The sequence below is a fragment of the Brevundimonas albigilva genome (assembly GCF_023573565.1).
Lineage (GTDB): Bacteria > Pseudomonadota > Alphaproteobacteria > Caulobacterales > Caulobacteraceae > Brevundimonas > Brevundimonas albigilva.
On the sequence record NZ_CP097649.1, the window covers coordinates 2,977,846 to 2,998,810 of the forward strand.

General features: G+C 69.3%; 22 protein-coding genes. 6 read left to right on the forward strand and 16 right to left on the reverse strand.

Annotated features, from left to right (window positions below; translation table 11 throughout):
• Positions 1-67: 67 nt before the first annotated feature.
• On the reverse strand, positions 68-424 hold the full coding sequence (gene cpdR, locus M8231_RS14875; RefSeq protein WP_054764657.1) for a cell cycle two-component system response regulator CpdR: 357 nt from the start codon (positions 422-424) through the stop codon (positions 68-70).
• A gap of 114 nt (positions 425-538) precedes the next feature.
• Here cpdR and M8231_RS14880 point away from each other — a divergent pair, with 114 nt between their 5' ends.
• Entirely contained in the window at positions 539-1,363 is an 825-nt protein-coding gene (locus tag M8231_RS14880; protein WP_250201844.1) for an N-formylglutamate amidohydrolase, read from the forward strand.
• 270 nt (positions 1,364-1,633) lie between these two features.
• Here M8231_RS14880 and M8231_RS14885 read toward each other — a convergent pair whose 3' ends face one another.
• Positions 1,634-2,317 (reverse strand): DUF599 domain-containing protein, encoded by a 684-nt coding sequence (locus tag M8231_RS14885; RefSeq protein WP_249749384.1) that lies wholly within the window; start codon positions 2,315-2,317, stop codon positions 1,634-1,636.
• Between the two features lie 142 nt (positions 2,318-2,459).
• On the opposite strand from M8231_RS14885, the gene ppa reads away from it, so the two are divergent.
• Entirely contained in the window at positions 2,460-3,020 is a 561-nt protein-coding gene (ppa, locus tag M8231_RS14890; RefSeq protein ID WP_250201845.1) for an inorganic diphosphatase, read from the forward strand.
• A 123-nt stretch (positions 3,021-3,143) separates the two neighbouring features.
• Positions 3,144-4,445: an ATP-dependent protease ATPase subunit HslU gene (hslU, locus tag M8231_RS14895; RefSeq protein WP_250201846.1), complete on the forward strand. Its 1,302-nt coding sequence runs from the start codon at positions 3,144-3,146 to the stop codon at positions 4,443-4,445.
• Positions 4,446-4,455: 10 nt separating this feature from the next.
• Here the strand turns inward: hslU and M8231_RS14900 are convergent, their stop codons facing one another.
• The 3 genes from M8231_RS14900 to groES all read right to left on the reverse strand — a co-directional run bounded on the left by M8231_RS14900 (position 4,456) and on the right by groES (position 7,889).
• Complete coding sequence (locus M8231_RS14900) at positions 4,456-5,736, reverse strand: hypothetical protein (protein ID WP_250201847.1); 1,281 nt, start codon at positions 5,734-5,736, stop codon at positions 4,456-4,458.
• Positions 5,737-5,840: 104 nt separating this feature from the next.
• A complete protein-coding gene (gene groL, locus M8231_RS14905; protein WP_201215818.1) occupies positions 5,841-7,490 on the reverse strand; it encodes a chaperonin GroEL in 1,650 nt (549 codons plus the stop codon).
• Positions 7,491-7,601: 111 nt separating this feature from the next.
• Complete coding sequence (gene groES / locus M8231_RS14910; protein WP_201215817.1) at positions 7,602-7,889, reverse strand: co-chaperone GroES; 288 nt, start codon at positions 7,887-7,889, stop codon at positions 7,602-7,604.
• Positions 7,890-8,185: 296 nt separating this feature from the next.
• Here groES and M8231_RS14915 point away from each other — a divergent pair, with 296 nt between their 5' ends.
• Positions 8,186-8,629: a hypothetical protein gene (locus tag M8231_RS14915; protein WP_249749382.1), complete on the forward strand. Its 444-nt coding sequence runs from the start codon at positions 8,186-8,188 to the stop codon at positions 8,627-8,629.
• A gap of 58 nt (positions 8,630-8,687) precedes the next feature.
• Here the strand turns inward: M8231_RS14915 and pgi are convergent, their stop codons facing one another.
• A complete protein-coding gene (gene pgi, locus M8231_RS14920; protein WP_430641128.1) occupies positions 8,688-10,295 on the reverse strand; it encodes a glucose-6-phosphate isomerase in 1,608 nt (535 codons plus the stop codon).
• A gap of 121 nt (positions 10,296-10,416) precedes the next feature.
• On the opposite strand from pgi, the gene M8231_RS14925 reads away from it, so the two are divergent.
• Both M8231_RS14925 and M8231_RS14930 read left to right on the forward strand, forming a co-directional pair.
• Positions 10,417-10,893, forward strand: a complete 477-nt coding sequence (locus M8231_RS14925) for a hypothetical protein (RefSeq protein WP_249749381.1) — start codon at positions 10,417-10,419, stop codon at positions 10,891-10,893.
• 129 nt (positions 10,894-11,022) lie between these two features.
• Positions 11,023-11,385, forward strand: a complete 363-nt coding sequence (locus tag M8231_RS14930) for a hypothetical protein (protein WP_249749380.1) — start codon at positions 11,023-11,025, stop codon at positions 11,383-11,385.
• A gap of 3 nt (positions 11,386-11,388) precedes the next feature.
• On the opposite strand, the gene M8231_RS14935 is transcribed toward M8231_RS14930, so the two are convergent.
• The 10 genes from M8231_RS14935 to tsaB form a co-directional block, all read right to left on the reverse strand.
• Positions 11,389-12,057 carry a redoxin domain-containing protein gene (locus tag M8231_RS14935; protein WP_250201848.1) on the reverse strand — a complete coding sequence of 223 codons (669 nt, stop codon included), beginning with the start codon at positions 12,055-12,057 and terminating at the stop codon, positions 11,389-11,391.
• Between the two features lie 28 nt (positions 12,058-12,085).
• Positions 12,086-14,269, reverse strand: a complete 2,184-nt coding sequence (locus M8231_RS14940; RefSeq protein ID WP_250201849.1) for a protein-disulfide reductase DsbD family protein — start codon at positions 14,267-14,269, stop codon at positions 12,086-12,088.
• Positions 14,270-14,340: 71 nt separating this feature from the next.
• Positions 14,341-14,748, reverse strand: a complete 408-nt coding sequence (locus tag M8231_RS14945; protein WP_249749376.1) for a helix-turn-helix domain-containing protein — start codon at positions 14,746-14,748, stop codon at positions 14,341-14,343.
• A 1-nt stretch (position 14,749) separates the two neighbouring features.
• Complete coding sequence (lnt, locus tag M8231_RS14950; RefSeq protein ID WP_430641219.1) at positions 14,750-16,375, reverse strand: apolipoprotein N-acyltransferase; 1,626 nt, start codon at positions 16,373-16,375, stop codon at positions 14,750-14,752.
• Between the two features lie 23 nt (positions 16,376-16,398).
• Entirely contained in the window at positions 16,399-16,854 is a 456-nt protein-coding gene (gene ybeY / locus M8231_RS14955) for an rRNA maturation RNase YbeY (RefSeq protein WP_249749374.1), read from the reverse strand.
• Positions 16,851-17,837 carry a PhoH family protein gene (locus M8231_RS14960; RefSeq protein WP_249749373.1) on the reverse strand — a complete coding sequence of 329 codons (987 nt, stop codon included), beginning with the start codon at positions 17,835-17,837 and terminating at the stop codon, positions 16,851-16,853. Before M8231_RS14960 ends, ybeY begins: the two co-directional genes overlap by 4 nt.
• Positions 17,827-19,260: a tRNA (N6-isopentenyl adenosine(37)-C2)-methylthiotransferase MiaB gene (gene miaB / locus M8231_RS14965; protein ID WP_249749372.1), complete on the reverse strand. Its 1,434-nt coding sequence runs from the start codon at positions 19,258-19,260 to the stop codon at positions 17,827-17,829. Before miaB ends, M8231_RS14960 begins: the two co-directional genes overlap by 11 nt.
• A 65-nt stretch (positions 19,261-19,325) precedes the next feature.
• Positions 19,326-19,805 carry a Fur family transcriptional regulator gene (locus M8231_RS14970; protein ID WP_249749371.1) on the reverse strand — a complete coding sequence of 160 codons (480 nt, stop codon included), beginning with the start codon at positions 19,803-19,805 and terminating at the stop codon, positions 19,326-19,328.
• Positions 19,806-19,832: 27 nt separating this feature from the next.
• Positions 19,833-20,261 (reverse strand): ribosomal protein S18-alanine N-acetyltransferase, encoded by a 429-nt coding sequence (gene rimI / locus M8231_RS14975; protein ID WP_250201850.1) that lies wholly within the window; start codon positions 20,259-20,261, stop codon positions 19,833-19,835.
• Complete coding sequence (tsaB, locus tag M8231_RS14980) at positions 20,258-20,965, reverse strand: tRNA (adenosine(37)-N6)-threonylcarbamoyltransferase complex dimerization subunit type 1 TsaB (RefSeq protein ID WP_249749369.1); 708 nt, start codon at positions 20,963-20,965, stop codon at positions 20,258-20,260. Before tsaB ends, rimI begins: the two co-directional genes overlap by 4 nt.

A 20,965-nucleotide genomic window follows, 5' to 3' on the forward strand; every position in this document is an offset into this window, starting at 1 on the left:
GCGGCTTCAAGCCCCATCTGACGTCCGCCGCGCGATTGTTTCCGACGCGCCTACGGGCGGGTCGGCGTCAGGCGGCGACCATCCGCTCGACCTCGTTGACCAGGTCGCGAAGGTGCACCGGCTTGGACAGGACCTTGGCCTGGGGCGAGGCCTGGGCGGCGGTCAGGGCGACGGCGGCGAAGCCGGTGATGAACATGATGCGCAGGCCCGGCTGGCGCGCGGCGGCCACGCGGGCCACCTCGATGCCGTCGGCGCCGGGCATGACGATGTCGGTCAGCAGCAGGTCGTAGGGGCCGTGCTCCAGGGCGTCGATGGCGTCGTCGCCGTTCTCGCAGTCGATCACCTGATGGCCCGCCCGCTCCAGCGCCCGGGTCAGGAAGCCCCGCAGGGAACTGTCGTCTTCGGCCAGAAGGATGCGCGCCATGCGGAGGTAAGCCCTGTGAAACTGACAGGACCCTAGGCGGCCAACGGTAAACCGCCGATGAAATTCAGGGGTCCGGCCGCTTCCGTCCACAGCGAAACGGGTTATGGCGGAGACATGACCGGCGGCGACGCGCCCTTTCTGATCACCCGCCCCCCGGCCTCGGCGCCGCGGACCGCCCTGGTCTTCGCCTCGCCCCATTCCGGCGACCGGTATCCGGCGGACATGGCCCCCGCCCCCGGCCTGTCGTCCCAGAGCCTCCGAAGCGCCGAGGACGCCCTGGTCGCGCGCCTGATCGAGGACGGGCCGGCGCACGGCGCGCCCCTGATCGAGGGCCGGATCGGCCGCGCCTATCTGGATCTGAACCGTGACCCGCACGATCTGGACCCCGCCCTGGTGGACGGCGCGCCCATCCCGGCCGGCCCCAAGGCGGCGGCGGGGTACGGCGTGGCCCCGCGCCTGGCCGGGGACGGGGCGCCGCTTTACGACCGTCGTCTGACGCTGGCCGAGGTCCAGGCCCGGATCGCCGAGGTGCACGCCCCCTATCACCGGGCGCTGGGCGAACTGATGCGCGAGACGCGGGCGGAGCACGGGCGGGCGGTGCTGATCGACTGGCATTCGATGCCCGCGCGGGCGGCCGACGTCGAGGTGGTGCTGGGCGACCGGCATGGATCGGCCTGCGCGACGCGGCTGACCCGGCGGCTTCGGGCGCTGTTCGAAGGGCTGGGCTGGCGGGTGGCGCTGAACCACCCCTACGCCGGCGGATGGTCGACCCAGCAATGGGGACGCCCCGACGACGGGGTCGAGGCGATCCAGATCGAGATCAATCGGCGGCTCTATCTGGACGAGACGACCCTGAGTCCCGGCGCCGGCTGGGGCCGCACCCGGCGGGCCTTGGGTCGGGTCGTCGCCGGCCTGTGCGCCGAAAGCTGGGCCGGCTGAGGCCCCGCCACGCCGTCGTCGATCGCGGATAAAAAAAGCCGCGCCCGAAGGCGCGGCATGAAAAGTCTATAGGGAGGAAACGCCCAGGAAGGGCAAGACGCCCGGAGGCGTCGACAGGCAATCTAGGTTGCGATGCACAATGGGTCAAGGGCGATATGCGGGCGCAGGGTCACGCCGTGTAACAGAAATGCGCCAGTGGGAACGATACCAGGCCCTGCTGGCGGTCAATTTCCGCCGGCGCGCTCCTCGCACCTGCAAAATGATCACCGATCACTCGCCCAGCAGCCGCCGCGCATTGCGGATCGCCCGGGCCGCGGGAGACGCCTCCTGCCGATAGATCAACAGGCCGAACGACGACGCCACGCCCAGAGCCAGCCAGGCCGGCCCGAACAGCCACGCCGCCGCCGCCAGAGCGAAGTAATAGCCGCGCACCCCCTGGCTGAACGCGCCCAGCGCCGGATTCAGCAACTGCCCCGCCGCTTCGGCGAAGGCCTTGCGGTCGGTCTTGTGGTGCACCTCGGGCGCGGCGCCGATCAGGGCCAGGGCGTAGTTCATCTGGCGCAGGGCCCAGATGAAGTCGAGAAAGCCCCGCGTCAGGCAGACCAACACCAGGGCCAGCTTGGCCTCCAGCAGCTTCAGCGGCACGTTCTCGGCCCCGACGGCGGCGAAACCGCGCAGCGCGCTCTCTCCTCCGAACAAGATGCCGGCCACCGCCGCGATCAGCAGCAGGTTGGTGGAGGCGAAGAAGGAGGCCGAGTTGATCGAATGGCCCATCAGCTGGCTGTCGACGAGCTTCAGCTCGCGGTGGGTCATAGACTCCATCCACACCGCCCGCACATGGACCATGTCGGCGTTCAGCGAGCCGCCGCGCCGGCTGATCGCCTTCAGCAGGGGCGCATAGCCCAGCCAGCAGATGAAGAAGAGGGCCAGGGCGGCCCAGTCGAACCATGTCATGGCCCCACCCTGACGCCCGCCATCCTCGGCGACAAGAGCCCGCGCGGGCGCGGGCGGGACTGAGGTCGCGCTTGCCGTGGGGCCGTCAGGGGCCTATCACCCTTCGCCTTTCGATTTTTGCATCGCAACAAGAACAGACGCCATGAACCTGGACGCCATCCCCGTCGGTCCCAACGCGCCTTGGGACATCAACGTCATCGTCGAGATCCCGCAGGGCGGCCTGCCGGTGAAGTACGAGATGGACAAGGCGTCCGGCGCCCTGTTCGTCGACCGCTTCCTGCACACGGCGATGTATTATCCCGGCAACTACGGCTTCGTGCCGCACACCCTGTCGGACGACGGCGACCCCTGCGACGTGATCGTGCTGAATCCGACGCCGGTGGTGCCGGGCTGCGTCATCCGCTCGCGCCCGATCGGCGTGCTGAAGATGGTGGACGAGGCCGGCGGCGACGAGAAGATCCTGGCCGTGCCGGTCGACAAGCTGAACCCCTATTACACCGAGATCGCCAGCTATCGTCAGCTGCCGGCCATCCTGATCGAGCAGATCGAGCACTTCTTCACCCGCTACAAGGACCTGGAGAAGGGCAAGTCGGTCACCGTCAAGGGCTGGGGCGACGCCGGCGAGGCCGCCGACCTGATCGCCCTGGGCATGAAGGCCCACCAGGACAAGCTGGCCAAGAACAAGGCCGCCAACGCCGCCTGATCGGGCGACATCGCCGAGCCGCATCGAGGCGCCCTCCGGCCGGAGCGGCGCCTTTTTGCTGCGCGACGCCGTGTCCGCGCGGCCCCTCTCCCGCTCGGCGGCGGGACGCCCTATCTCAGCGGCATGACCGATCTGTCCCCCCGCGAAATCGTCTCCGAACTCGACCGCTTCATCGTCGGCCAGCAGGAGGCCAAGCGCGCCGTGGCCGTGGCGCTGAGGAACCGCTGGCGCCGAAAGCGCGTCCCTGAAGACCTGCGCGACGAGGTGACGCCCAAGAACATCCTGATGATCGGCCCCACGGGCGTCGGCAAGACCGAGATCGCGCGGCGCCTGGCCAGGCTGGCCGGCTCGCCCTTCCTGAAGGTCGAGGCGACCAAGTTCACCGAGGTCGGCTATGTCGGCCGCGACGTCGACCAGATCATGCGCGACCTGGTCGAGAGCGCCCTGGTCATGGTGCGCGATCGCCGGCGCGGCGAGGTGCGCGCGCGGGCGGAGGGCGCCGCCGAGGACCGCATCCTGGACGCCCTGGTCGGTCCCGGCGCCGGGCCGGCGACGCGCGACAGTTTCCGCAAGAAGCTGCGCGCCGGCGAACTGGACGACAAGGAGATCGAGGTCGCCCTGGCCGACACCACATCGCCCATCCAGGGGCTGGACCTGCCGGGCGGCGGCAACGTCGGCCTGCTGAACCTGTCGGAGATGCTGGGCAAGATGGGCGGCGGCCGCACCAAGACGGTCAAGCTGGCCGTGCGCGACGCCACGGCCCCCCTGATCGCCGAGGAGGGCGACAAGCTGCTGGATCAGGAGAGCCTGACCAAGGAGGCCCTGCTGCTGGCCGAGAACGAGGGCATCGTCTTCCTGGACGAGATCGACAAGGTCGCCGCCCGGTCCGAGGCGCGCGGCGCCGACGTGTCGCGCGAGGGCGTCCAGCGCGACCTGCTGCCGCTGATCGAGGGCACCACCGTCTCGACCAAATACGGGCCTGTGAAGACCGACCATGTGCTGTTCATCGCCTCGGGCGCCTTCCACGTGGCCAAGCCGTCGGACCTGCTGCCCGAGCTTCAGGGCCGCCTGCCGATCCGGGTCGAGCTGAAGGCCCTGACCCGCGACGACTTCAAGCGCATCCTGACCGAGCCCGAGGCCAATCTGATCCGCCAGAACCAGGCCCTGCTGGCCACCGAGGACGTGACCCTCACCTTCACCGACGACGCGGTGGAGGCCCTGGCCGACGCGGCGGTCGCCGCCAATTCCGCCATCGAGAACATCGGCGCGCGGCGGCTCCAGACCGTGCTGGAGCGGGTGCTGGAGGACACCAGCTTCCGCGCCTCCGACCTGTCGGGCCAGACCATCGCCTTCGACGGCGACGCCGTGCGCGACAAAGTCAGCGACTTGGCGAAGAACGCGGATTTGAGTCGGTTTATACTGTAGGAAGAAGAAGCTACTCCGCCCTGAACGCTCTGGGGTCGTCTGGCCCACTGTAAGAATGCAGGTTTTCTGCAAACATCATCAGGGTTTTAGAGGCAAATTTATCCGCGTCTAATCTGAGGATTGGCAGGTCTTCTAAAAGTCCAAAACGTCCGCCGTGAGAGATTTGTGATCTGCCTTTTTGGTAAATTTGATCAACAATCTTCTCAAGAGTTCTGCCATCTGATGAGATAATCTCGCCTTTCTCTACATCCCATAATTTTTGACACAGTTGGACTATGCCGGCGTATTGGCCCCCTCCAGATAGTATATCGAGTGAAATACCGATTTTGACGATCCCTATAAAGTCATCTTGACTCCTCCGTGATTCGCCGAACCAATACATCGACTCAATCCACCGTCTCTTGAGGCCTTGGTAAGCACCAGCTTCGTCACGTCGGGTGAGGATTTCGACGATATCGCCGACCATCTGAAAATACGTTTTGGCCTCTCCGAGAAATCGTTCGATCTCGTCCTTTGACGATCGCAGGCCAAAAACCTCTCGCGATCCACTCCATCCCACAAAGCCATTCTGAAATCGCGTGGTCGTCTCTACCCGCCGAGCTTCGTAGGAGTCTGAAGGACCTCGAATTTCTCGCGATTGTGACAACGACAGCGGAAGGGCCAGTGCGTCCAATGCAACGCGAATGCATATTGAGGCATGCTCAATCGAACGCTCATAGGAGCGTTCCTTGATGGACACGCTGCCGATCCACGGAGCAGAGGCAAAATCTGACAGATGCTTCGCTTCTACGTGATCGTCAGACCCGACGGTCAACACGCGATCCCTCCACGCATTGCCTGTTTCCAAGCAAACAGGGCCGAGAAACATCCGCTGCGTATCGTGATGTCGAAACAGATGAACTTTGAAGAAGTGCTCAGACTCTCCGATCCAGTCTGATACTTCGCTGTCGATCTCGCGCCGAATTTGATCCGCTGTTAGGGCATCTTCTAATGATGCGTATTGAGGGGAGGTTATGAGACGCCCAATTGCTTTCGAAGCAGCCTTCTTTGCTTCTGCGACAGATACCTTCGATCCAGCTTCGGAGCTGCGTCTCCATTTAACCGCGATCTGATTTACGGCTCGAAGACCCTCCGGCGTGATCCAAACCACTCGGTCTTCGCCAGCCGGCAAATTTGGCGGCATGAGATAACCATCCAACAACTTCCGCATCTCGATGCGGGACTTCCCTTGGAGGGCATTTATGCCGCTGATGACCGCGCCGATGAGATTGGAATAGGGGACGTCTTGCATTCAGAAATAGAACCCCAACCCACCAACACTGGATAGTCCCAAACGAAAAAGGGCGGGCCATCGCTTGGCCCGCCCTTCCGCATTCAACGTCAGGTGACGTGGACTTAGAAGTCCATGCCGCCCATGCCGCCCATGCCGCCGCCCATGTCGGGGGCGCCGCCGGCCGAGGCCTTCTTCGGCGCATCGGCGACCGCGGCTTCCGTGGTGATCAGGATGCCGGCCACCGAAGCGGCGTCTTGCAGGGCGGTGCGCACGACCTTGGCCGGGTCGATGACGCCCATCTGCACCAGGTCGCCGTACTCTTCGGTCTGGGCGTTGAAGCCGTAGGACGCCTGGTCGTTCTCCAGCACCTTGCCGACCACGATCGAGCCTTCGACCCCGGCGTTTTCCGAGATCTGACGGATCGGCGCCTGCAGGGCGCGGCGGACGATGGCCACGCCGGCGTTCTGGTCGGCGTTGTCGCCCTTGACGTCGGCCAGGATCTTGGAGGCCTTCAGCAGCGCGATGCCGCCGCCGGGAACGATGCCTTCGTCAGCCGCGGCGCGCGTGGCGTTCAGGGCGTCGTCGACGCGGTCCTTCTTTTCCTTCACTTCGACTTCGGTCGAGCCGCCGACGCGGAGGACCGCGACGCCGCCGGCCAGCTTGGCCAGACGTTCCTGCAGCTTCTCCTTGTCGTAGTCCGAGGTGGTGTCCTCGATCTGGCGCTTGATCTGGGCCACGCGGGCTTCGATCTCTTCCTTGCCGCCGACGCCTTCCACGATGGTGGTGTCGTCCTTGGTGATCGAGACCTTCTTGGCCTTGCCCAGCATGTCGAGCGTGACGCTCTCCAGCTTGATGCCCAGGTCTTCCGAGATGACTTGGCCGCCCGTCAGGATGGCGATGTCTTCCAGCATGGCCTTGCGGCGATCGCCGAAGCCCGGGGCCTTGACGGCGGCGACGCGCAGGCCGCCGCGCAGCTTGTTGACCACCAAGGTGGCCAGGGCCTCGCCCTCGATGTCCTCGGCGATGATCAGCAGCGGACGGCCCGACTGGACCACGGCTTCCAGGATCGGCAGCATGGCTTGCAGGCTGGTCAGCTTCTTCTCGAACAGCAGGATCAGCGGCTCTTCGAGAACGGCCTCCATCTTGTCGGCGTTGGTGATGAAGTAGGGCGACAGATAGCCGCGGTCGAACTGCATGCCTTCGACGACGTCGACGGTGGTGTCGGCGGTCTTGGCTTCCTCGACGGTGATGACGCCTTCGTTGCCGACCTTGGCCATCGCCTGGGCGATCAGCTCGCCGATTTCGCTATCGCCGTTGGCCGAGATGGTGCCGACCTGGGCGATTTCCGAGTTGTTCGAGACGGGCTTGGAGTTGGTCTTGATCTCTTCCAGCACCAGGCCGACGGCCTTGTCGATGCCGCGCTTCAGGTCCATCGGGTTCATGCCGGCGGCGACGGCCTTGAGGCCTTCCTGCACGATGGCTTGAGCGAGAACCGTGGCGGTGGTGGTGCCGTCGCCCGCCTTGTCGTTCGTCTTGGACGCGACTTCGCGGATCATCTGGGCGCCCATGTTCTCGAAGGCGTCTTCCAGCTCGATTTCCTTGGCGACCGAGACGCCGTCCTTGGTCGAGCGCGGGGCGCCGAAGGACTTCTGGATCACGACGTTGCGGCCCTTGGGACCCAGGGTCACCTTGACGGCGTTGGCCAGGACATTGACGCCCTTGAGCATCTTGTCGCGGGCGTCGGTGTTGAACTGTACGATCTTGGCGGCCATGCGTGGCTGCTCCTCTGAATAGGGTGATTGGTGAATCGTGAGTCGTGATTGATGCGGATCGCGGAGCGCGCGCAGGCGCGCCGCTCACGAGTCACGCATCACGAGTCACGTTCAGGACAGGACGCCCAGGACGTCCGATTCCTTCATGATGATCAGGTCGTCGCCGTCGATCTTCACTTCCGTGCCCGACCACTTGCCGAACAGGATGCGGTCGCCGGCCTTCAGCTCCAGGGCGTTGACCTTGCCGGAATCGTCACGGGCGCCGGGGCCCACGGCGACGACTTCGCCTTCCTGGGGCTTTTCCTTGGCCGTGTCGGGGATGATGATCCCGCCCTTGGTCTTGGATTCTTCTTCAACGCGCTTGACCAGCACGCGGTCGCCGAGCGGACGAAACGCCATCGGTTGTCTCCCTTGATCCCCCGGATGGGGCGATTGTGAACAGTCGGTCGGCCCTCCCCCGATCGCCGTTTTGGCAGCCGACCGGCGAGAGTGCTAACGCGGCCGGGAGTTAGGCAGGCCCGCCGGCCGGGTCAAGCGGCGCGGCCCGGAATCTGTCGCGAAACTTCGGTGACGCATGAACTGAAGATGAACGTCCGGCTCCGGGGGCGTTCAAGGGCGGGACGTTAGAACCGACCCAACGCTCCAGGCATTTCCCTTCCGGAACGCCTCGGCGCCCAGAGACAAGGAGACGAACCATGACGAAGATGCTGAAGATCACCGCCCCCAAGGCCGTGGCTCTGGCGGCCGCCCCGGTCGTCGCCCTGACGATGATGGCGGCCCCGGCCTCGGCCCAGTCCTACCGCCACGATCGCGACCGCGACGACAACAGCGCCGAGAACGCCCTGATCGGCGCCGCCGTGGGCGGCCTGGCCGGCGCCCTCCTGGGCAATGGCGACGGCACTTATATCGCCGGCGGCGCCCTGGCCGGCGCGGCCCTGGGCGCGGTGGCCACCAATCGCGGCTCGGGCTGCGAATACTACCGCGGCGGCCGCTGCTACCGGAACCAGGGCCACTGGGAGCGCGAACACGGCATCGACCGCAGCCGGTCGGGCTACGACTACCGGTACGACAACCGGCGTTACAATTCGCGCCACGACTATCGCCGCGACCGGGACTATCGCTACGATCGTCGCTGGTAAGGCCTAGAGCCTTGAAATGAGGAAGGGCGCTCCGTTCGGGGCGCCCTTTTTCGCGGCCTCAGCCCATCAGCCGCGTCATCAGGGCCGCGGTGGACGGGTCCAGGTCCGGGCTGGGGCCGCCCGCCTGGACATCCTGCAGGATCGCCTTGGCCAGCACCTTGCCCAGTTCGACGCCCCACTGGTCGAAGCTGTTGATGTCCCAGATCACGCCTTCCACGAAGGTCTTGTGCTCGTAGAGGGCGATCAGGGCGCCCAGGGCGCCGGGCGTCACGCGCTCCATGACGATGGCGGTGGACGGGCGGTCGCCGGTAAAGGTGCGGTGAGGGGCCAGGCGCGTCGCCTCTTCCTCCGACAGGCCCTGCGCCAGGCCCTCGGCCCTGGCGGCCTCGGTCGTCTTGCCCAGCATCAGGGCCTGGCCCTGGGCCAGGGCGTTGGACCAGAGGGGCGACTCCGGCGCGTCCTCATGCGTGCGGGCCACGATCACGAACTCGGCCGGGACCACCTGCGGCCCCTGGTGGATCTGCTGGAAGAAGGCGTGCTGGCCGTTGGTGCCGGGCTCGCCGAACACCACCGGGCAGGTCTGGCGCGTCACCGGCGTTCCGTCGCGATGCACCCGCTTGCCGTTCGACTCCATCTCCAGCTGCTGCAGGAACGACGGCAGGCGGCGAAGCGCATGGGCGTAGGGCGCCACCGTTCGCGCCGGGCGGTTCAGGCCGTCGACGTTGAACACCTGGGCCAGCGCCAGCAGCACCGGCGCGTTCGTCTCCAGCGGGGCCTCGACGAAATGATCGTCCATCTGCGCCGCCCCGGCCAGCATGGCCTCGAACACCTCCCATCCCAGGGCGATGGCGCATGACAGGCTGACCGCCGACCACAGCGAATAGCGCCCGCCGACCCAGTCCCGGAAGGCGAAGGTGCGGCCGCAGCCGAAGGCGGCGGCCCGCTCCGGCGCCGCCGTCACCCCGATGAAATGCTTCGTCATGCCCTCGGCCGGAAGCGACGCCGCCAGCCAGGCCTTGGCCGCCTCGGCGTTGGCCAGGGTTTCCTGGGTGGTGAAGGTCTTGGACACCACCACGACCAGGGTCGTTTCCGGGTCCAGCCCGGTCAGGGCCTCGGCCATGTCGCGCGGGTCGATGTTGGCGACGAAGCGCAGGTCGATGGTCGGCTCCAGCGGACGCAGCGCGTCCCACACCACGCGCGGCCCCAGGTCCGATCCTCCGATGCCGACGTGGACGATGGCCTTGAACGACTTGCCCGTCGCCCCGGCCTCGGCGCCGGACCGGACGGCCTCGGCGTAGGCCTTCATCTCCGCGCGCACGGCGTCCACCTCGGCCGAGACGGGTTCGCCCAGCGCCTGGAAGTCCGCGCCCGCCGTCGCGCGCAGCGCCGGGTGCAGCACGGCCCGGCCCTCGGTCAGGTTCACCGCCTCGCCGGCGAACAGGGCGTTCCGCCTGCCCTCCACGTCGCAGGCGCGCGCCAGGTCCAGGCAGGCGTCGAAGGCGGCCTTCGTCCAGCTCTGCTTCGACAGGTCCAGATAAAGGCCCGCCGCCTGGACCGACATTCGCGCCAAACGGTCGGGATCGGCGGCGAACTGGTCGACGATGCGGGTCTTGCCGGCCTCGGCGGCGGTGCGGTCGAAGGCGGTCCAGGCGGCGTCGCGGCTCATGATCGGTCCTCAGAAGCGGTCGGGGGAGGCGATAGGGTAAACACTCGTTTACGGGTCGGGCGTATCCTGGTCCAACGTCCTAGCGGACGTTGAAACAGGAAGTCAGCCCCTCGAGGTCCCCATGTCCTGCGGCGTCGCCCTTTCCATCGCCCTGATGGTCTCCAATCCCGCGGTGGCCCAGGCCGCGGCCCAGCCGCCCGCCGCGCCGGGCGCGCCGACGTCGGTGGCGGGCGAGCCGCTGTTCGCCGACATCATCGCCCGGTCGACCGAGCTGAAGGCCCTGGTCGACGGCTGGGCCGCGTCCCGCGCCGCCGACGCCGACGGCTTCTTCGCCGGCCCGGTCTTCACCGGCTTCAAGACCCGCGCCGAGGCCCTGTCCCAACTGGACATGCAGGGTCACCTGATCCTGAAGGAGCGCGGCACGGACGGCGACCTGAAGTGCATCCTGCGCGGCATCTCCGAGGACATCCCCAAGAAGGTCGCCGCCGTCCAGGCCGCCCCGACCCCGGCCGAACGCGCCGTGGCCCTGTCGGAACTGTCCTATCTGCTGAACGACAACGTCGAGGTCATCACCGCCCCGCCGCAGCCGGAGGTGTAGGGGCGGCGCAGACTTTCGCCCACCCCCCTGCGGAGAGGGAGATTTCTTATACAACCAGAGGTAGCGTCCTTTCCCGCGCGGCGCGACTCACTTATCGTCGTTCCATCACCTGACGGAGAGACCCTGGCGATGCGACGGACCCTGATAGCGGCGACAGTCGCCCTGTTCGGGCTGTCTGGCTTCGCCGAAGCGCCGCCGCGCTATGTCATCTCCTATTCCGTCAGTGATCATGGCGTCACCCAGATGCGGGGCGAGGCGCTGATCGCCGAGGACGGGGACGTCAGCGTGCAGGGGTCCGATCGGGACGGCGGACACGCCTTCAACGCCACACTCTATACGACCGATGAGGGACTGGTGCTGACGACGTCGCTGTGGCGCGGCAACGACAAACTGGCCGAGCCGAGCCTGGCGATGGCAAAGGGCGGACAGGCCAAGATGGTGATCGGCGGCGATCAGCGGCGCATCGTCATCGAGATCGCGCCCGCCGACTGATCCCTACCCCTCCACCGTCTCCGGATATTTGATGGAACAGCCGTAGGGCTGGGCGAAGCGGGTCTGGACCGGCCGGCCGGCCTCCATGTCGGTCAGGGCCGCGCGGACGAAGTTGGTCGCGCCGTCCAGGTCCTCGGGCCTGTTGGTCGGCCGGTCGTCGATGCCGCCCTCGAAGACGATGCGGCCCTGGGGATCGATGACCCGCATGTCCGGCGTGGTCTTGGCGTCGTACAGCTTGCCGACCTCGCCGGTCGGATCCAGCAGCAGGTGGGTCCAGGCGCCGTCGTGCTTGGCCTTGAACGCGCGCGCCGCCTCGCCCTCGACGAAGCCTTGCGCGCCGGGCGCCGAGGACACGATGGTCAGCCAGACCACGCCGTCGCCGGTCGCCTCGCGCTGCAAGGCCTGCATGGCCCCGGCGCCATAGTGTTTCTGGACGTAGGGACAGCCCTCGTTCGTCCACTCCAGCACCACGGTCTTGCCCCGGAAGTCGGCCAGCGAGCGCTGCGTCCCCTCGGCGTCGACCAGGGTGAAGGCCGGGGCCATCCCCGCCTGCGTCGCGGCGGCCGGGTTCGCTTCGGTCGATGCGGTCTCAACGGGCGCGGCGGCCTCCTGCTGTTGGCACGCGACGAGCGTCAGCGTGGCGAAGGCGGCGAGGGTCAGGCGGCGGATCATGACGGCGTTTCCCTGATACGGGCCGCGGTCAGCGCGCGGCCTCCTGAAGCGACTCTATCACGAGCCCCTCGGTCAGCAGCTGCGGCAGAATGCGCGGCTCGCCCCCGCCCGCCGGATACAGCAGATACAGCGGCACGCCCGAGCGCCCATGACGCTCCAGCTCGCGGGCGATGGCGTCGTCTCGCCGGGTCCAGTCGCCGACCAGATAGACCGCGTTCGTCGCCGTGATCGCCTGGCCCACGCGGGCCGAGGACAGGGCCGCGCCCTCGTTGATCTTGCAGGTCACGCACCAGTCGGCGGTGAAGTTGACCAGGACAGGCCGGCCCTGACCCTGAGCCGCGCGCACCGCCTCGGGCGACCAGGGCTGCGACGCCAGCACGGTTTCGGCCGACGCCTCGCCGGGCTCGACCGCCGGCGCCCGCGCCGCCGCCACGCCGGCGACCGCGGCCAGCGCCAAGGCGATCAGGGCCGCCGCCCCGCTGAGCCATCCCCTTCGATCGGCAGCCCGCTCGCCCTGCATCAGGCCGAACAGCCACAGGGCCAGGGCCAGCATGAGGCCCGCCCCGAACAGCAGGGCCAGGGCCGCGCCGCCGGTCTGGCGCGCGAACACCCAGGCCAGCCACAGGGCCGCGCCGTACATCGGAAACGCCAGCAGCCGTCGCAGCCGCTCCATCCACGGCCCCGGCCGGGGGAAGCGCCGCAGCAGGCCCGGCGACAGGCTGACGACCACATAGGGCAGGGCCAGCCCCAGCCCCAGCATCAGGAAGACCCCCAGCGCCGCGGGCCACGGCATGACCAGGGCCGCGCCCAGGGCCACGGCCATGAAGGGCGCGGTGCAGGGCGCCGCCACCACCACCGCCAGCACCCCGGTCAGGAAGGCGCCCGCCCCGCCCGAGACGTGCGACAGCCGCCCCGCCCCGCCCTGCAGCGACCCGCCGATGTCGAACACCCCCGACAGGTTCAGCGCCACCGCCAGCATCAGCAGACCCAGGACCGCGATCACCGCCGGCGACTGCAGCTGGAAGCCCCAGCCGACGGCCTGTCCCCCCGCCCGCAGCGCCAGCAAGGCCCCGGCCAGCACCAGGAAGGTCGCCAGAACCCCCGCCAGGAACAGCAGGCCGTCGCGCCGCGCGACCCGCGTCTCGTGCGCCGAGGCCGACAGCGCCGCCGCCTTCATCGCCAATATGGGAAAGACGCAGGGCATCAGGTTCAGGATCAGCCCGCCCAGCAGCGCCAGCAGCGCCGCCTGCAACAGCCCGGCCGCCGTCGTCGCGCCGCCGCCCGCCGCGGCCTGCCGCTCGCCCGCCTCGCCCGAAATGGCGCGTCCCGTCGTCCCGCCCAGCGCCGCGCCGGGTTCGGCCGTGATCTCCCACGCGCCCGCGTCAGTGGCCAGCACGCCCGCGACCGGCCCGGTCAGGCCGCCGCGCGCCCCGCGTCCCGGCGCCAGCGTCAGGGTCAGCCCCGCATCGCCCCGCATCGCCGTCTGGTCCGCCGCATGGTCGACGATCCCGCCCTGGAAGGCAAAGAAGTGCGCCCGGCCGATGTCCGCCCCCGCCAGCGGTCCGCCCGCCGCGCTCAGCGTCAGCCGCCCGTTCTCCAGCGCGATCCGCGCCTGGATCGGCGCCGGCCGCGGCGCCTGGACCAGCACCGCCTGGATGGCCGCGCCGTATGCGGGGTCCAGCGGCGCGGCGCCGTCCCGGACCTCGATGTCGAGGGCCAGCGGCAGCTCGTCGGGCACGCACATCTGGTCGCTGCACACCATGAACAGCGCCTGGGTCCGCAGCGCCAGCACCTGGCCCGGCCGGGCCGAGGCCGGAACCTCGATCGGCACGGGCAGCAGCACCGACCCGGAATAGCCGTAGTTGACCAGGCTCTGCAGCCGCTGGCGCTCGGGCAGGGGCCAGACGATCTCGCCGGCCCTGACCCCCGCCGGCAGGGTCCAGTCCAGCGTCGTCGGCCCGCCGGAATCGCCCGGATTGCGCCAATAGGTATGCCAGCCCGGCTGGATGTCCTGGCGCACCGCCACGATCAGGGTCGATCCGGGCGTGGCCCATTGCGACATCGCGACCAGCTCGGCCTCGATCCGCTCGGTCCTTTGCGGTCCCAGCCCGACCAGGGCGGCGGCCGCGGGCGATTGCACGGCCTGGGCCTGGGCCGCGACGGGCGCCAGCAGAAGGCCGAGGATCATCAGGAGCAGGCGCAAATGGGGCATCCGTCGGGCAAGAGGCGGCGCCACCCTAGCCCGCGCGAGCCCGCGCATCCACCGACAGGCCGCCGCAGCGCCTACTCCCCGGCGCCGTCCTCCAGCATCTCGCGCATCATCTCCAGGATCAGCTTCTGCTTGCGCAGCGGCAGCTGGGGGGCCAGGCGCGCGATCTCCAGCGACTGGCGCGTGGCCGGATGGTCGTGATCGAAGGCCGGCGCGGTTTCCTCGGCCAGGCCGGGCCGGCTGCTGTAGCCGTCGAAGAAGTAGGGAATGCCGACGTTCAGGAAATCCGCGATCTCGAACAGCTTGGACGCCGAGATGCGGTTCTGGCCCTTCTCGTACTTCTGCATCTGCTGGAAGCTGACGCCGACCGCCTTGCCCAGCGCCGTCTGGCTGAGCCCCAGCCCGAGGCGTTTTTCCTGGACGCGACGTCCGACGTGGCGATCGACGGGGTGCGGATCCTGAGTGTCCTCGCCGCGCGCCATCTCACACCCTGCTTGACTGTACCGAATCGGGACGAACCTTAATGCGCGCCGCCAGAGGCCACAAGCTTAAGGCCACGCTTAGAAGGAGCGCCAGGCCGAACGGCCCGTCGCCCCACCGGCCATAGGGCGTCACGCCCGCCGCCTGGGGCAGGCGCGCGTCGATCACCCCCATGACGCCGGGGTCCAGCCGATCGCCGTCGACGATCCGTCCCCAGGGATCGATCATGGCCGAAATCCCCGTCGGCGTGGCCCGGGCGATGGGCAGGCCCGTCTCGATGGCGCGATAGCTGGCCAGGTTCAGATGCTGGCGCGGCCCGGAGGTCTTGCCGAACCAGGCGTCGTTGGACGCATTCACGATCCACGCCGGCCGCCCCGCCGCTCCGGGCGTGAAGCCGGGATACAGGCTCTCGTAGCAGATCAGCGGCTGGACCGGCGGCGCGCCGGGCAGGCTGATCGGCGCCGGCGTCGGCCCGGCCGAGAAGTCGCTGGGCATATGCACCAGGCTGCGCAGGCCGACCGCCGTCATCACCGACCCCAGCGGCAGATATTCGCCGAACGGCACCAGCCGGTGCTTGTCATAGACGGCCGCGACCCGCAGGCCCGCCCCGCCCTCGTCATGCAGGGCGAACAGGCTGTTGTGATAGCGCGCGCCGTCGGGCGCCGCCGGGTCCGCCTCGCCCCGCGCCAGGCCCATCAGCAGGGTCTGGCCGGGTTGCAGGGCCCGGGCGATCCCCTCGCCTTCCCAGGCGCCGGGCGCGAACACCTGATAGTCGGCGGCGGGCAGGGATCCTTCGGGCCAGACCACCACGTCCGGTCTGCGCGCGGCCGGCTGCGCGGTCAGCCGCAGGTAGCGCTCGACGATCGAGCGGTAGGCCTCGGGCGTCCATTTCGATTCCTGGTCCACGTTCGCCTGGACGATCCGCACCACCGTGTCGGTGAAGCGCAGCTCGGCCCCGCCCAGCCGCGCCGCGCCGAAGCCGGCGACCCCGATCAGGGCGGCCAGCCCAAGCCCGGCCGACATCCAGCGGCCCCGCCACGGACCCGGCCCGACCAGGGGACCCAGCGCCGTGACGCCGGCCACCGTGACCAGGCTCAGCCCATAGACGCCGGCGACCGAGGCGAACTGCGACAGGGCCCCGCCCGCGCGCCAGCTGGCGCCGGCCGGGTTCCACGGAAAGCCGGTCAGCACATGGCCCCTCAGCCATTCGAAGGCGCAGAACAGGGCCGCGAACAGCAGCACGCGCACGGCCCCCAGGGGCGCGAACCGGCGATACAGGGCGCAGGCCCCGCCCCAGAACAGGCCCAGCCCGGCGGGCAGCAGGCTGGCCGCGAACGGCGCCATCCACGCCTGTTCGGGATTGACGAAGAAGGCCTCGGCCACCCACCAGCAGCCGATGAAGAAATAGGCGAACCCCGCCAGCCACCCCATCCAGAAGGCCCCGCGCGGACGGTCGGACCGCTCGGCCAGGATCATCAGCAGCGGATAGCCCAGGAGGCCGATCAGGACCCCGAACGGCGGATGCGCCAGCGCCGCCCCGGCCCCCGCCAGCAGCGCCAGCACGATGCGGATCGTCCGCCAGGCCCGCCGGCGACGCGGTTCGGGCAGGGCGCGGATCGGCGCGGCCATCCGGTTCAGCACGGCGTCGGGCGTCATGCCCGCCCCTCGCGTTCGGCGGCGTAAGGGTCGGCCACGCCCAGCCCGGCCAGGATATCCCGCTCCTCGGCTTCCATCTCTTCCGCCTCGGCGTCGTCCTCGTGGTCGCGGCCCAGCAGGTGAAGCACGCCGTGGACGACCAGATGGCTCAAGTGGTCGGCCAGGGTCTTGCCCTGGACTTGCGCCTCCTCGGCGCAGACGCCGTGGGCCAGGACGATGTCGCCCAGGTGCGGAAAGGCGTTCTCCGGCGCGGGAAAGGACAGCACATTGGTCGGCCGGTCCTTGTCGCGGAAGCGCGCGTTCAGCGCGCGCACCGCCGCGTCGTCGCTTAGCAGCACGACCACGTCGCCCTCGACCGTCCCCAGCGCCGCCTTGGCCGCGCGGGCGGCGACGGCCTCGGCGTCCGGCAGGGCGGCCGTCCAGGCGCCCGCCTCGACCTCGACCTCGATCATGCGTCGTCTTCGAGGTCGGGCGCGGGCAGGCGGCGCGCCGCGTCGGCGTCATAGGCGCGCACGATCCGCTCGACCATGGCGTGGCGCACCACGTCCTCGGCCGCGAACTTCAGGATGCCGACGCCCTGAACGCCGTCCAGGATGCGCAGCGCATGGGCCAGGCCGGAATCACGCGGATTCAGCAGGTCGATCTGCGACGGGTCGCCCGTCACCACCATGCGCGCCCCCTCGCCCAGCCGGGTCAGGACCATCTTCATCTGCAGGCGGCTGGTGTTCTGGGCCTCGTCGACGATGACGAAGGCGTGGCTCAGGGTGCGGCCGCGCATGAAGGCGATGGGCGCGGCCTCGATCTCGCCCTTGTCGCGGCGGCGCTGGACGTCCTCGGGCCCCAGGATGTCGTTCAGCGCCTCCCAGATGGGGGCCAGATAGGGATCGACCTTCTCGTTCAGGTCGCCCGGCAGGAAGCCCAGCTTCTCGCCCGCCTCGACCGCCGGACGGGTGATGACCAGCCGGTCCACCTGTCCCCGCCTCAGCAGGCTGGCGCCGTAGGCCGCCGCCAGGAAGGTCTTGCCCGTGCCGGCCGGCCCGACGCCGAAGCTCAGTTCGCACCGCCCCAGCATGTCCAGATAGGCGGCCTGGGCCTTGGTCTTGGGCACGATGGCGCCGCGCTTGCCGCCGGGCAGGGACACGCCCGCCGCCGCCATGCCCGGCGTGCCCTTGCCGCCGCGGGCCTGGCCCAGGGCGGCGCGCACGTCGGCTTCCGTCACCTCGGCGCCCAGGGCCGCCCGCTTGGCCAGGTCCTCGATGACGCGGCGGGCGTCGCCGCGGTCGCGGGCGCCGCCGTTGACCGACACGCCGCCGCCCGGCGCCTCGACCAGCACCTTGAAGGCGTCCTCGATCAGGGCGACGTGCCGGCTGTTGGGTCCGACCACCGCGCGCAGCTCGGCGTCGTTCAGGGGAATGAATTCGCTTTCACGCGCCAAGCACGGAGACTCCAAGGTCCCGCGAAGACGGGACGGGGGCGATCGGTTTTCCGGTCAGGCTGTTCTGCTGACCGCTGACGATCTCGACGGGAACGATCTTCCCGATCAGATGATCCGCGTCGTCGACATGGACAGACTGAAGATAGGGCGAGCGGCCGATGGCCTGGCGGCCGTGGCGGCCCTTCTTCTCGAACAGGACGTCAAGGGTGCGCCCCGCCTGGGCGGCGTTGAAGGCCACCTGCTGTTCCAGCAACAGGGCCTGCAGCCGGTGCAGCCGGTCCTTGGCGACCTCGGGCGGGACCTGGGCGCCCATGCCGGCGGCCGGCGTGCCGGGGCGCGGCGAATACATGAAGGAGAAGGCGCTGGCGTAGTTCACGCGCCGCACCAGGTCCATCGTGTCCTCGAAGTCCCGCTCGGTCTCGCCGGGGAAGCCGACGATGAAGTCGCCCGACAGCGCCATGTCCGGCCGCGCGGCGCGGATGCGCTCGATCAGGTCGAAATACTTCTGACGCCCGTGCTTCCTGTTCATCAGCCGCAGGATGCGGTCCGAACCCGACTGAACCGGCAGGTGCAGATAGGGCATCAGGGCGTCCAGATCGCCGTGCGCCGCGATCAGGTCGTCGGACATGTCGTTGGGGTGGCTGGTCGTATAGCGGATGCGGTCCAGGCCGGGGATTTCGGCCAGGGCATGGGCCAGCTCGGCCAGGGTCGCCTTCTTTCCGTCCGCCCGCTCTCCGTCATAGGCGTTGACGTTCTGGCCCAGCAGGGTGACCTCGCGCACGCCCCGATCGGCCAGGGCGCGAGCCTCGTCCAGCACGGCCGCCAGCGGCCGCGACCATTCGGCCCCGCGCGTATAGGGCACCACGCAGAAGGTGCAGAACTTGTCGCACCCCTCCTGCACCGTCAGGAAGGCGGTCACCCCGTCGCCGCCGCGCGTCGCAGGCAGGGCGTCGAACTTGTCGTTGGGGGCGAAGTCGGCGCCGATCCGTTCGCCCCGCGCCCGCGCCGTGCGGGTCAGCAGCTCGGGCAGCTGGTGATAGGCCTGGGGGCCGACCACCAGGTCCACCGCCGGCTGGCGGCGCATGATCTCCTCGCCCTCGGCCTGGGCGACGCAGCCTGCGACGGCGATCGTCATCGTCGTGTTCGAAGTCGCCGCTTTCGCGTCCTTCAATTCTCTCAGCTTGCCTAGCTCGGAATAGACCTTCTCGGCGGCCTTCTCGCGGATGTGGCAGGTGTTGAGGATGACGAAGTCGGCGTCGTCCGGCGTCTCGGTCGGCGCATAGCCCAGCGGGCGCAGCACATCGGCCATGCGCTCGGAATCATAGACGTTCATCTGGCAGCCGTAGGTCTTGATGAACAGGCGCTTGGTCGGCGCGTGTTCGGCCTCGGCCTCGGCCGCTTGCGGAACCAGGGTGTCGGTCATCGCGGCTCTTTAGAGCGCTATCGCGCTTTGCGCTACTTGAGCGCGTCGAATCCGGCCTTTCGACGTCAGGACGCCGTCTCGGGATCGACGCGCGCGGCGTGACGCTTGAAGATCAGCCCCTCGCGCTTGGACGGCTCGGCCCCCTCGACCGGCACGCCGTACAGTTCCAGCTTGTGGCCGATCAGTTCGAAGCCCAGCCGTTCGGCGATCTCGGTCTTCAGCCGCTCGATCTCGGCGTCGAAGAATTCGATCACCTCGCCCGAGCGGGTGTCGATCAGGTGATCGTGATGGTCGTCGCCAGCCTCTTCATAGCGGCTGCGGCCATCGCCGAAGTCGTGCTTCTCGACCACCCCGGCCTCCTCGAACAGCCGCACCGTGCGATAGACGGTGGCGATCGAGATGTGCGGGTCGATGGCCGAGGCGCGGCGGTACAGCTCCTCCACGTCGGGGTGGTCTTCGGCGTTGGAGAGCACGCGGGCGATCACCCGACGCTGCTCGGTCATGCGCATGCCGCGCTCGGCGCAGAGTTTTTCGATCCGGTCCATGCCCCTAGAATAGGGGCTGTCGTCGCGTCAGGGAAGCGCCGCCGTGTCCGGCCGGTCGACCAGGTCGCGTTCCAGCACCAGGGCGTCGGTCCGGCCGCCGTCGTAATAGCCCCGGCGCCGCCCGATCTGTCGGAAACCGGCGCGGTCGTAGAGGGCGCGGGCGGCGGCGTTGTCCTCGGCCACCTCCAGGAAGATCCGGGTCGCGCCGGCCTGCGCCGCCCGGACCGCGCCCTGCCCCGCCAGCCGCCCGCCCAGGCCCGCGCCGCGCGCCGCAGGCCGCACCGCCAGGGTCAGGATCTCGGCTTCGTCCAGCACCACGCGCATCAGGATGAAGCCGTCCGCCTCGGCCACGGCGAAGACGCCGGGCTGGGCCAGCAGATCGGCGAAGACCGCCGCGCTCCACGGCGCGGGAAAGGCGCTGGCGTGCAGGGCGGCCAGGGCCGTCGGATCGCTCATCGCGACGCCCGATCCGCCGGGCCCGGGCGCGGCTGGCCCGGCAGGCGGCTGGGCGGGGTGGCGTCGGGCGCGCGCAGATAGAGGGGTCGGGGCGGGCGCGTGGCCGGATCGCCCGCCCGGGTCAGGCGCGCCAGGGCCTGCGGCGACGGGGCGACGCGCGGATCCAGGTCCAGCCTGGCCAGATCGGGAAAGGCCTCGGCCAGGACGGGGGCGCCGCTTCCGACCCATCGCGCCGGGCGGCCCAGGGCCTGGACGGCGCGCGCCGCGTCCTCCAGCGTCAAGGCCGCATCCGGCCCCAGCGGACCGCCGGCGTCGAACAGGCGCGCATAGACCTGCCCTCGCCGCGCGTCGACCAGGGCCGCGACGGGACCGCCGTCATCGGCGACGGACGCGGCCAGGGCTTCCAGCGTCGACAGGCCCAGCACGGGCCGGTCCAGCGCCGCCCCCAATCCCAGGGCGAAGGCCAGGCCGACGCGCAGTCCGGTGAAGGAGCCCGGCCCCACCGTGACGCCGATCCGCTCGACGGCGTCGAAGCCGGTCTTCGCCTGGCCTCCGGCTTCCGTTACGACGTCGCGGACCAGACCGCCCAGACGCTCCTGGTGCCCCTTGGCCATCGGCTCGAACCGGACGGCCAGCGGCCGCTCGCCGTCGAACACCGCCGCCGTGCAGGCGCCCAGCGCCGTGTCGATCACCAGAACAGTCAT